Here is a 12,027-nt window from a genome sequence, read left to right on the forward strand (position 1 = left end):
GCTACAATACGGATGACACGAGATGGGTTAATCTCTCCGGATCATGCCAGCCGACCGCGAAATCCCCCTCACACGATCGAACCAAGGCTGGCTGTCGGTACCGGAGCAGTGGCTTATTGCATGGATCGTCCCGCGGTTGCCACGCTGGATGGCGCCCGACTTCCTGACCGCTCTCGGCTTTGTGGCCTCCGTCGCAGCCTGCGTGGCCTACCTGCCGGCAGCAGGGAACCCGGCATGGCTTTGGGTGGTGAACGCCGCCCTTGTCGTCAACTGGTTCGGCGATTCGCTGGACGGGGCCGTCGCCCGGCGACGCGGCATCGAACGGCCCCGGTACGGTTTCTTCCTCGACCAGTCGATCGACGTGCTGAGCCAGTTCCTGTTCGCGATCGGCCTCGGCCTGTCCGGGTTGGTCCGCATGGATGTCGCAGCCATCGGTCTTGCGACGTACCTCATGATGACCGCCCAGTCCCTGCTGCGCGCCGAGGTCTCCCGCACTTTTCATCTCGCCAGCGCCGGCTTCGGCCTGACCGAAGTGCGCTGCCTCTTTCTTGCACTCAACGCCGCGTTCTATCTGAAGCCGCCCGTGCCGCTCGACATCGCCGGAACGAGCCTGGGTTATGGTGACATGCTCGGCATCGTCTGGATCGCCGCCAATCTCGGCCTCTATGTCGCGGGCATGATAGGTCAGCTCGGCCAGCTCACCCGCGACGAGCCGCCGGCCGGGAAAGACCACTAATAGGAGATGCCAGCGCTGGCATGAGCTGTCGGAAATGAATCGAATGAAACGGCATATTTCTGTCATCGGGCTGGGCTATGTCGGCCTGCCCGTCGCCGTCGGTTTCGGCCGTGCCGGCTATCAGGTACTGGGCTTCGACACAGACAGCCGCCGCATTGCTGAACTCTCCCGTGGTCACGACCGCACGGGCGAGGTCGAGGCGGCTCTGCTCAAGGCACCCGGCCTGCGCTACTCCTCGGATCCCCGGGATCTCGCCGCCGGCGATTTCCACATCGTGACGGTGCCGACGCCGATCGACGCCAGCAAGCAGCCCGACCTCGCTCCGTTGAAACGCGCCTCCGAGACTATCGGCCGGACGCTCAAGCGCGGCGACATCGTGGTCTACGAGTCGACCGTCTATCCCGGCGTCACCGAAGACGTCTGCATTCCCGTGCTGGAAACGACCTCCGGGCTCAAATGGAAGACCGACTTCAACGTCGGCTACTCGCCGGAGCGCATCAATCCCGGCGACAAGGAGCGCCGCTTCGACAACATCCTGAAGATCGTGTCGGCCGACACGCCCGAGGTGCTCGACATCGTCGATGCGACCTATCGGGCCGTCGTGACGGCCGGCACCCACCGGGCCGGATCGATCAAGGTCGCCGAGTTTGCCAAGGTCCTCGAGAATACCCAGCGCGACATCAACATCGCGCTGATCAACGAGGTGGCGCTGATCTCCGACCGGCTCGGGATCGACACGCGCGACGTACTGGAGGCGGCCGGGACCAAGTGGAACTTCCTGCCCTTCAAGCCCGGCCTCGTCGGCGGCCATTGCATCGGCGTCGACCCTTTCTACATTGCCCACAAAGCTGAGGAAGTGGGTTATCACCCCCACGTCATCCACTCCGGTCGCCGGGTCAACGACAGCATGGGCGTGCACGTGGCCAACCGGGTGGTGCGCAGCGTAATGCGGCATGCCGGCAATGGCCGCCCCATCGTCACGGTGCTGGGCGTCACGTTCAAGGAGAATGTCCCCGACATCCGCAATACCCGCGTGGTCGACATCGTCCGCGAACTCGAGGATTTCGGGATCACGGTCCAACTTCACGACCCGATGGCCGACGGTGGACTGCTGCGGGAGGAATACGACCTCGGACTGACCCCGCTCGAGGAATTGAAGCCGGCCGATGCGGTGGTCCTGGCGGTCGCCCACCGCCTCTATCGCGAGGGCGGCTGGTCGCTCGTCAAGCCTCTGCTGAAGCCGGCTGCCGGCGGCTTCGTCGCCGACGTGACGGGCCTGCTCGACCGTGCCGCCACGCCCGAGGGTGTCACGCTCTGGCGCCTCTGAGGTGCCAGAGCCGAGCCGTACAGCGGCAGTGGAGAACTAACCCTTCGACGCCAGCGTGAGCGGCGGCCGGCCTGCGGCATTGGCCGCCATGTCGATACCCGAGCCGTAGTAGCCTCGGTAACGCGAGTAGTAGTCGCCATGATCGCCATAGCCGTAGCGTGCGTGCTTGGCCAGATTGACACGATTGATGACAACACCGACATGGGAGCTGACGTTCAGCAGCGCCGATATCGCCGTCTTCACGACTTCGCGCGGAGTCTTCGCCCACTGCACCATGAACACGGTGTAGTCGGCCAGGCGTGAGATGATGCGTGCATCCGAGACCGCCATCACCGGCGGACCGTCCAGGATCACGAGATCATAGCGCTCCGCAAAGACGCCGAGGGCTGCCTTCATGGCATGCGACTCGAGGATTTCCGGCGCGTTGGGCGTACTTGGACGGGCGCAGATATAGTCCACGCCCGACAGGTCGTGGCGCCGGGTGCACTCCTCCAGCGTCTTGATGCCCATCAGGTATTCGTCGATCGTGCCGCCACGATCCTTGAGGCCGAGCGCCGCCGAAAGACGAGCCTGGCGGAGGTCGAGGTCGACGATCAGCACGCGACGCGACGCGTTCATCTTCGTCAGCAGCCCGCCGAGAGCGGCCGCGAACGTCGTCTTGCCCTCGCTTGGCGTCGACGAGGTGATCGCGATGATGCGCGGCGGCCGGTCAAGGCTTCCAAGGCTGATGGCGGTAAACACCGCCCGTATCGACTCCGCGGCCGGCGACGTCGTGTTCTCGAGCACGTGCGTCACGACGTTGGAACGCGTGGTCGCCGGTCCCTTGACCTCCGGCACCATGCCGAGGACCCCGACGCCGGTGGCTTCCTCGACCTGGGAGGCCGAGCGGAACACGCGGTCCAGCTTCTCGGCAGCGACTGCGCCGGCCATGCCGAGGAGCGAGCCGATGATGAACGCCCCCATCAGGCCGGTCTTGTAGTTCGGCGACGACGGCGCGCCCGACGGATGGGCATAGGCGAGGATACGGGCATCGGCGCGCTGAATGTCCTGCTGCTCGCGCAGTTCCTTGAAGCGCGTCAAGAATCCTTCGTACAGGGTGCGATTGGACTGCGCCTCGCGCTCGAGCTGCTTCAACTCGGCCTCGTACTGGCTGGCCGCTCCGGAAACCACCGACGCCTTGTCGACCAGTTCCTTGAGTTCGTCCTCTTCCGACTTGGCCGCGTCGAGCTCTGCCCGGACAGCGAGCGTGATGCGCTGCGTCTCGGTGATGAAGCGAGCCCGGATCGAGGCAAGCTCGTTGCGGACCTGCTGGATTTTCGGATGGTTCTCACCTAGCTGTGACGAAAGCTCGGCGCTCTTGCGGGTAAGATCGACGTCCTGGATGCGCAGCGCCGACAGGGTGGCATTGCCCGACACTTCCGGGATGTTGGCGAGTTCGCCCGGGTTGAGGCTGGCCTTGCTCAGCGCGATCAGACGACCTTCCCGCTCGATGCGGCGGCCCTTGGCGGCGGTGTAGCGGGCGTTGAGATCGGACAGCGTCTGGGTCGAGACGGCGCCCTCCGGGCTGCCGGCCAGGCCCTTGTCGCGGCGATAGGCGGCGACCGCCTCCTCCGCCATCTGCAGGTTGCGACGCAACTCCGCCAGGCGCTGCTCCAGCCATTCCGTGGCGCGCCGGTTGGCCTCGTTCTTGGTGTCGATCTGGTCGGCGAGATAGGCCTCGGCGATCGCGTTGGCGATGCGCGCCGACATGGTGCCGTCGGGGCTTTCCACGGTGATCAGGATGACGAAGGTACGGCCGAGCAGCGTGACGCTCAGCCGGCCGGCGACGGCGCCGATCGCGGCGCGGCGGCGAGGATCGCTGTCGTCGGCCGGTCGGCCGGCGCGTGCCGGCGCAGTCGCGGGCGTCGCCTGCTGCGGTTTCGGCGGCGGTGCCAGCAGGGTGGAAATGCCGGTGCTCCACAGGTCCCGCAGCGGCTGGAGGGCATTGTCGATGAAGCCCGGTGGCTTGGTGCCGTTGAATTCGGGATTGTTGGCAAGGCCGAGCTTGTCGACGACGCGGCCGATCAGGAACTCGGACTGGATGACTTCCAGTTCGCTCTGGATTGCACCCATGTTGAGCGTGTCCACGCCCGACAGCGCGGCCTCGGTGCTCACCACCTTGAAGGTTCGCGTGTCGAGCATGATGCGCGACGACGCCTTGTAGAGGGGCGTGGCCTGGGCGATCACCAGCGCCATGAGCGCGGTCGCGATGAGGCCACAACCGATGATCAGCGCCTTGCGGCGGTTGAGCAGGCGCAACCACTCCCAAAGCTCGTTCGGCGATTCGACAGGACGCACCGGCGCAAGCACCGCCGCTTCCGATGCGGGCACCATACGATTCTGGCTGGGCTCATCCGCAATCTGGTCCGCCCTAGGCAACGATCCCATCCCACTACACTCCGCGAAAAAGACAACTCGCGACGACACCCGATCGAGCAACGCACCACATCGGTCCCTTCTCGGAACCGCATCCTGCACGCCACCGATCCTGCGGGCGGCCCCACGCCGCCCCATCCCCAAGTCCTACGCCGACGTTCTACTTCGAACGCCTTACGCCAACCTTCAAAACCAACGCTCCGGCACTCGGATGATGTCGCCCGGCCCCACCGGGGAATCTTCCGTAACCGTCTCTTCCTGCCCCTGCTGCGCATTGAACCGCTGAATGGTGATGCGCGTCTTCGAGGCACGCCGCGTGTACCCACCGGCGATTGCAATCGCCTGCAGGACGTTGATCCCCGATACGTAGGGGAACGATCCCGGACGGCTGATCTCGCCGATGATGTAGAACGGACGCCGGGATACCAGGTCAACGCTGACCCGCGGATTCCGGAGATAACCGCCCGAACGATAGCGGTCGGCCAGCATGGCCTCGATTTCCGGCGTCGACATGCCCAACACGACCACACGGCCCGCCATGCGCGGCGAGATCATTCCGGTCGAGTCGACCTCATATTCCCCGGACAGTTCCGTGTCTGACAGGACCGTCACACGCAACCGGTCGCCGGGCGCGACGCGGTATTCGCCGAGCCGCAGGTTCTGCGTGCCCTGCGAGGGCTGCTGGATCGTCATCGTCGACAAAGGCGGCTGCGGATCGCAGGCACTAACAGCCAGTGCCATTGCTACGAGGAGCGCGCCGAGGCAGCGGGAGAGGAAACTAGTCAGATTCACCGGATCACCGCGCTCCAACGACTCGAATAGAGATCACTTCCCTAGTGAACGACGGACCACCGTCGGCGACGTTGGTCGACCGTCCGCTGGTATGTTCGTACAGAGGGCCGATCTGGACCTGCGGGCGCAGGGAATACAGCAAACCCAGAGACGCGCGCCAGTAGTAATCGGTGCGCGGCCCTACGCCGGAACCTGGCACAGGGTTGTATTGTGCAAGATTGATGCCCGTACCCCCCACCATCTTCCAGGCGTCATGGATATCGTAGGTGAAGTCGATGCCGAGCGACGTCGAGATGTAGTTCTGGTAGTTGCTGTAGGCCGATTCGTTGACTGACCGCATGAACGCCGGCCGGATTGTCAGCGGCTCGTAACCGTTCCAGGAGCCCGACAATCCGAACGTCAAGGCCGGGGTAGAAATGCCGTCCACCAGGAAGGTCTGGTTCGTGTAGCCGACAAACCCCTCCAGACTGGTCTTTTCCGTGAGCTTGAAGGTCGCTCCGACGTTCACGTACCAGCCGTTCGAATCGCGCTGCTGCCCGTAGGAATTGATGAACTGGTCATAGATGCGCTGGTTCAGGCCGGGCGTGACCCACACGTCGATGCCATCCGCGATTTCGTACCCGACCCGAATCTGCTCTTCATACTCCATGCGATCGCGGCTTCCGGCCGGTAGGCCGCCCACGGGGACGATGCTGTTGTCGATGTATCTGTAGCGGGTAGCTGAAACCTTCGCGTCGTAGAAGAAACGGTTGAAGCGCTGATAGAGGCCGATCTGCACCGGAAGGGAATCAGCTACCGTCGGTGAGCTTGCAACCAACGCGTTGGGCGTGCCCAGTGCTTCCGTCTGGCGGCGGACGCCAACGAGGCCGGTGACGTAGAAATCCTGTTGGATGTCGAAGCGGCCGTCCGCCTGGACATAGCCGTTCCAGTAGTTCTGGGAGGTCGCATTCGAATAGAAGCCGAAGCCGCCGCCTGCCGCCACGCGCAGCGAATGGTTCAGCCAGTCGGACTTCAGCTCCAGGATCGGCTTGATGAGCGTATAGGGCGATCCAACGGTCGGCGCCGAGGTGGCGTAGACGTTGCTGTCGTACCCCCCTTGCACCTCGATCGACGGGTAGAGGGTGAAAGCGCCGATGGCGATGCCGGTCTCGCCTGCCCCCACGGAAGATACTGGCACGTCCGCCGGAATATCCACGGCCGGCGTCTGCTCGAACAATATCTCCGCAGCCGGCGACGCCGATTCCATCTGGGCATGCGCGACCGACCCCGCGCATGTCAGGAGGACCCAGCCGACAAAAGGCGACCAAATCAGTTGCGATCGATGCGCACGAATTGCCATGGGTTCTTGAGGCCATCCGGGTAGCGGTCCGAGGGTCGGCTGGAAGAAACTTCCCGGCAGACTCCCCTGGACACTACCTTGGACTCTGCTGCTGCGGCGTCGTCGGGTCATAGATAACCGGTGGGAGCGGCCCAGGCGGCCCCGGGAACGGAGGCGACGGGGGTTGGGGATTTCCGACCGGCGTATACGGCTGCTGCGGCGGCGGCGGCGGAAGGGTATTCACGAGGCTCACGAGCGTCGGACCGGAGGTCCCTCCCGGCTGGCCCAGCTGTTCCGCAATGAACTGCTGCCAGGTGGTGCCACCTACCGGACCATAGTTGGCGCCGTAGTACTGCGTGTCGTTGGGAGGAGGAATCAAGGGACCGCCAGCCGTGGTCAGGCCTTCAAGCCCGCCCGGAGGACCACCATCGGGGGCGATGTTCTGCAACGGCGCCGCATTCTGCAACGGGCCGGCATTCTGGAGCGGGCCGTTGCTCTGCAAGGGTCCGGCACTCTGCAAGGGACCTGCGCTCTGAAGCGGGCCGGCCGTCTGTATTGGACCGGTGCCCTGCAATGGCCCGGCATTCTGCAGCGGGCCCCCACCCTGTTGAGGTGCCTGCTGAGCCTGCTGCGGATCACCGGCCGGACCACCACCGGCGACTGCCGGTCCGCCGGGGCCTGCGCCCTGCATCGGGCCGGCCCCCTGCATCGGACCGGTTCCAGGCTGACTGGGACCTGCCCCTGGCTGGGAGGCGCTCTGTGGCGCCTGTGCGATCTCGGGACTAACTTGCGCAGACGCGCTTACGGCCCAAAGGAGGACCGATATCGCCGCGAAACCCTGCGTCCAGAGTGCAATTTTTAACATGTTACCCAACCTAACCGCGCCTCTGCGTGACGACGGGGTCAATTTTACGGAGGCAGCACACCCACTTGGCCCACCTCGAGAAGCTCGATTAGGTCCCACCCAAGTCAACGTACAAACTAGCGAATTGCATGCAAAAAGCCAAGGCCCCTGATCCGGTCCTGAGTTCCCTCATCCACGTAAGGATTTGCGACCCGAAGATGCCCTTGCCGTTAAAAATCTTGGCACCGAATTGTGGCAACATGCGAGAACAAGCTGCAGCAAAGACGCAAACAGGAAATTAACGGCCACCCAGAAGTCATTCCGTTCAGGTCGATGGATGCCTTGGGCCGGAACATTCGGTCATGGTTCGATCGGCCAGCGATTCGAGAGCCGCTCCGAAGCCTTCATAGTCTCCACATGAAACCCGCCAGTATCCTGCGGACGCCGAGCGGCCAAGCAGATCGACATCGGAATCGGCACTGCCGACAAAAAGCACCGGCCTGCCTGATTTGAGACAGGCGTAAATCTTGGACGGCATGACATAGCCGACGAAGGCATCGCGCAGGGTCACGAGGTGCGCGGCGGGTGCCCGGAGCAACCCGGCCAGCCTCTCCAACGGTATTGGGGTTGACCGATGGAACGGCAGACCTGCACTTCCGAGACGCTTGGCAACGTCCTCCGCGCCGGCCCCTGTGGCAGAAAGCCACAGCAGGACACGCCCGCTTCCCTGCCGGTGATGGAGTTCGTAGCCCCGCACGACGGTCTCAACCTCATGAGCAACGCCATAGTTGCCGGAATAGAGCAGCACGCACTTGCCAGCGAGGTCCGCGGGCAGGGGCTCGACGGGGCCATCCGGCACAAACGTCACGGGAGAGCCGTCCCGCACCAGGGCAATTCGGTCGGCTGGAACGCCCGTCACGCTCAAACGTCGCCGCTGGTCCTCGCCCAGGACCTCGAAGCCATCGACACGACGGCGCCAGAAGTTCGTCAATGCCAGCAGGAGGCTGAGGCCACGCGAGGGCCGGTCCCGCGCCGCGATCAGGCATTCCGGGTGGAAATCCGTGATCCGGTAGATGAGCCGTCCGCGCCACAGCAGCTTCAGGGGCACCAGCAGGTGAATGAGGAACGGCGGCGACCCGGTGAACAGGATGCCGTCGGCGGCCCGTAGCGGACCGAACGCCGCAAGGAGCAGGCGCAAGTTCGTGGCGATCGTCCACAGCATACGACCCGACAGCGACCCCCGCGGCACCGGGCGTGCCGGAAGACGGATTTCAGTCAGGCGGCCCCTGCCCCTTTCCTCATGGACCTTCGACCCGGCGCCCGTCGTCAAGCCGACCAGCGTGACCTCGTGTCCCTGCTGCGCCAGCCTCTGCGCGCGCATCTGCATGTACTGCCCGACGGCGCCGAAATCCGGCGGCAGCCAGTCGGCGATGATGACGATGCGGCGCTCCCTTGCCGGATCGAACGGGCTCTGCTCGAACAGTTCCGTCACGCGGCGGCTCCCGGTCGCGCCGCGCCGGCGATCGAACGGTAGAGTTCGGCCATCCGCCGGGCAACGGCAGGCCAGCCATAGTGATCGGTGACATGTGCCCGCCCCGCCTCGCCCTGCCGGCGGCAGAGCTCCGGGTCGGCGAACATCACCCGCAAGCCCGTGGCAATGGCGGAAGGCGTCGGGTCGACCACCAGCCCCGCCTGAGTATCACGCACGATCTCCGACATACCGACATCGGGCGTGGCCAGGACGGGTACGCCCCGCCGCATGGCCTCGAAGGCGGCGATCCCGAAATTCTCCGACAGCGATGTCATCGCGAAAAGGCGAGCCGCCGCGAACAATGCCTCCTTATCGGCGCCCGAGACATGCCGCGCGATGATCGTCACCCGGTCGGCGACACCGAGGCGCGCCGCCTCCGACGCCAGGAATGCGGCATGCCCGCCATCGTCGCCGGCCATGACCGCGCGCACCGAAGGCGCCTCGGCAAGGGCCGCGATCACGCGGTCGAGCCCCTTCTCCCAGCTCAACCGCCCGAACGACAGAACCATCGGACCGCCTGAAATCGCTGCGGCCACATCAGGCGACAGCGCCGCCTTCGACGGCGGTGGCGGATCGTCGACGCCGTGCGGGATCATCACGATGGGCGGCAGACACCAGCCGAAGCTGGCAATATGCTGCGCCTCGACCGTCGACGTCGCATGGACCGCCGCGGCAGCCTCCAGATTGGGCCGGTCGATCAGACGGATCCAGGCTTCCTTGACCCATCGGCTCTTCCGCCGGATCAGCTCGGGCACGAGCATGCCTCTCGGCGAGATCACGTAGGGGATTCCATGAGCGCGCGCCGCGCGGGCGCCGGCGAGGATCGGCCACAGGAATACCGAATGCAGGTGCACGGCGTCGAAGCCCGCGATCGATGCCGCGAGGGCTCGCCCCATCGGCGGAGACCAGTAGAGCCGGCGCAGCACGCGGCTGGGAAAGTAGGTGACCTTCACCCCTTCGACGTCGACCGGAGTCATCAGCGGCACATCGCTATCCGACGGGCCGTCGACGCTGGTGGTGAACACCTGCACGTCATGACCGGCCGCGGCGAGTTCCCGGCAAAGCGCATGGACGGAACGGATCGGCCCGCCATATCTCACCGCCGGCAGATAGGTCGGAACGACGTGAAGAAGGCGCAACGGCTCGTCCACTGATTCGCAAGGGCTTGATGTACCGTGGCAATTGATAGCATAGGTGTTGCAGGAATGGGCTCCGCGATCGAATGAAGCTCCGAATAGATTTCCGGCCGTCGATCGTCGTGGCGTTGCTCGCCGCAGTCGCCTTCCTGTTCTGGCTGGCAACGCGCATTCCGGGCGTCTTCTGGTTCGCCCTGCCCTTCGCGCTCTTCTATTCGGTGCTGGTGGCCCTCGCCGCTCTCGCCCTGCTGCGAACCCGCATGATCGAGCGCTGGATGGACTGGGACGAGCCGGGCCGGCTGTTGATCCTGGCCCCTCACGAAGATGACTGCGTCATCTCCGCCGGCGGGCTCGGCCTGCGCAACGGCCGCCTGGGCGGCATCACGCGCGTGGTCTATCTGGCGCGGGATGAAACGCCCGACCTGCCCGAGCGGCGCGAGGCGGAAGCGCGCGGCGCCTGGAGGGTCGCCGGCCTCGGCGAGGACGACCTGCTCTTCTTCGACCTCATGCCACCGCTCAAAAGTCGCGATCCGGAGAAACTGCGCAAGGCTGCTGCGGTCCTGCGCGGCGTCATCGACGAATTCAACCCGACCGTGCTCGTCATGCCGGCTTTCGAGGGCGGGCACGTCCATCACGACATGGTTGCGGCGTTGATCGACCGGCTGCTCACACCGGCCGACCGGTTCGCGGTGTTCGAGGCGCCCGAATACAGCCCGTATGCCTCGTTCGTGAACACGCCTCACCGCATCCTGGCCCTTGCCGCGCGCTGGCTGTTCGGCCTCGTCGCTTACAACGGCCCCCCGGACGGCGTCGACGGACGCACGATCCTGAAGCTCCGCATGTCGCCGCGGGAACTGGCTGACAAGCGGCGCATGCTGGCCGCCTTCGTGAGCCAGAATGCCCCCTCCCTGGTGACGACGCGCGGCTATCCCGACCGGTTGATCGCATGCGCGAGGAACCTCCACCGGCGCCGCCCCTTCGATTTCGACCGTTCCTATCTGCGCCTCGTGCTGGCCCTGCGCCGTCGCCTGCCGGCCCGTCTCGTTGACCGGATCCTCCCGGTTCAGCTCGGTACGATCGGCCGCATGGGGACGATCACCGACTGGGACGCCGAATGGGGCAAGGCATGACCGGCCCGGCCGCGGACCTCACCCACGCCGCTTACGAGTCGCCGGACATCGTGGCGCTCTATGCCCGGCCCGACGGGCTGCAGAAGCCGGAGGAGACGCTGCTGGCGCAGCTCCGTCCCTCGCTCGGCACGATGGACATGCTCGACATCGGCGTCGGCGGAGGACGAACCACCCGCCACTTCGCCCCGCTCGCCAGGACCTATCTCGGCGTGGACTATTCGGCCGCCATGATCGCGCACTGCAGGCTGGCGTTCCCGTCTTTCCGGTTCGCTGTCGCCGATGCCCGCCACCTCGGGTTCGCGGCGGATGAGAGCTACGACTTCGTCCTCTTCAGCTACAACGGCATCGACCATCTCGACCGGGCCGAACGCTTGACCGTGCTGGGCGAGATGCGCCGCGTCCTGAAGCCCGGCGGCCTGATGGTCTTCTCCAGCCACAACTCGAACTATCTCCCCTCGATCGTCGACCGTTTCCGCTTCCGCATCCACAGCAGCGTGCGCGAGACGTTGCGATCGTTGAAATGGTCCAGCGTGTTCTGGGCGAAGAACGGCCTGCTGCAGTACCGCATGCCGCTCGCCTCGGGTCGCGTCCACGACGGCACTCATTCGTTCCGGTCAGCGGCCCTCTACTATGTCCGGCCCGACATCGGCGTGGCCGAGCTCCGCCACCTGGGCATGGTGGACATCGCCTGTGCCGGCAACGAGAGCGGCGAGTTCCTGGCGGGCGACGATCCGCGGCTGCGCCAGGATCCCAATCCGTGGATCTACTACATGTCGCGCAAGCCGGGACGCACCTGAC

Annotated in this window: 9 protein-coding genes; 4 read left to right on the forward strand and 5 right to left on the reverse strand. The window is 65.3% G+C overall.

What is annotated here, in order from left to right:
- Window positions 1-43 precede the first annotated feature (43 nt).
- Complete coding sequence (locus tag EPO41_RS27575; protein ID WP_296332347.1) at window positions 44-736, forward strand: CDP-alcohol phosphatidyltransferase family protein; 693 nt, start codon at window positions 44-46, stop codon at window positions 734-736.
- A 43-nt stretch (window positions 737-779) separates the two neighbouring features.
- Entirely contained in the window at window positions 780-2,063 is a 1,284-nt protein-coding gene (locus tag EPO41_RS27580) for a nucleotide sugar dehydrogenase (RefSeq protein ID WP_296332349.1), read from the forward strand.
- Window positions 2,064-2,099: 36 nt separating this feature from the next.
- Here the strand turns inward: EPO41_RS27580 and EPO41_RS27585 are convergent, their stop codons facing one another.
- From EPO41_RS27585 to EPO41_RS27605, 5 genes are all read right to left on the reverse strand, one after another.
- Window positions 2,100-4,436: an AAA family ATPase gene (locus tag EPO41_RS27585; RefSeq protein WP_296332351.1), complete on the reverse strand. Its 2,337-nt coding sequence runs from the start codon at window positions 4,434-4,436 to the stop codon at window positions 2,100-2,102.
- Window positions 4,437-4,664: 228 nt separating this feature from the next.
- A complete protein-coding gene (locus EPO41_RS27590; protein ID WP_296332356.1) occupies window positions 4,665-5,171 on the reverse strand; it encodes a polysaccharide biosynthesis/export family protein in 507 nt (168 codons plus the stop codon).
- A gap of 103 nt (window positions 5,172-5,274) precedes the next feature.
- The gene (locus tag EPO41_RS27595; RefSeq protein WP_296332358.1) at window positions 5,275-6,609 is read right to left on the reverse strand and encodes an outer membrane beta-barrel protein; all 1,335 of its coding nucleotides are present in this window, start codon (window positions 6,607-6,609) and stop codon (window positions 5,275-5,277) included.
- A gap of 1,148 nt (window positions 6,610-7,757) precedes the next feature.
- Window positions 7,758-8,924 carry a glycosyltransferase gene (locus EPO41_RS27600; RefSeq protein ID WP_296332360.1) on the reverse strand — a complete coding sequence of 389 codons (1,167 nt, stop codon included), beginning with the start codon at window positions 8,922-8,924 and terminating at the stop codon, window positions 7,758-7,760.
- The gene (locus EPO41_RS27605; RefSeq protein WP_296332363.1) at window positions 8,921-10,102 is read right to left on the reverse strand and encodes a glycosyltransferase; all 1,182 of its coding nucleotides are present in this window, start codon (window positions 10,100-10,102) and stop codon (window positions 8,921-8,923) included. Before EPO41_RS27605 ends, EPO41_RS27600 begins: the two co-directional genes overlap by 4 nt.
- A gap of 83 nt (window positions 10,103-10,185) precedes the next feature.
- Between EPO41_RS27605 and EPO41_RS27610 the strand changes: the two genes are divergently transcribed.
- Both EPO41_RS27610 and EPO41_RS27615 read left to right on the forward strand, forming a co-directional pair.
- A complete protein-coding gene (locus EPO41_RS27610; RefSeq protein ID WP_296332365.1) occupies window positions 10,186-11,229 on the forward strand; it encodes a PIG-L family deacetylase in 1,044 nt (347 codons plus the stop codon).
- Window positions 11,226-12,026: a class I SAM-dependent methyltransferase gene (locus tag EPO41_RS27615; RefSeq protein ID WP_296332368.1), complete on the forward strand. Its 801-nt coding sequence runs from the start codon at window positions 11,226-11,228 to the stop codon at window positions 12,024-12,026. The genes EPO41_RS27610 and EPO41_RS27615 overlap by 4 nt, the downstream gene beginning before the upstream one ends.
- Window position 12,027 lies beyond the last annotated feature (1 nt).

This window comes from Reyranella sp. (assembly GCF_004297265.1).
In the GTDB taxonomy this organism is placed as follows: domain Bacteria; phylum Pseudomonadota; class Alphaproteobacteria; order Reyranellales; family Reyranellaceae; genus Reyranella.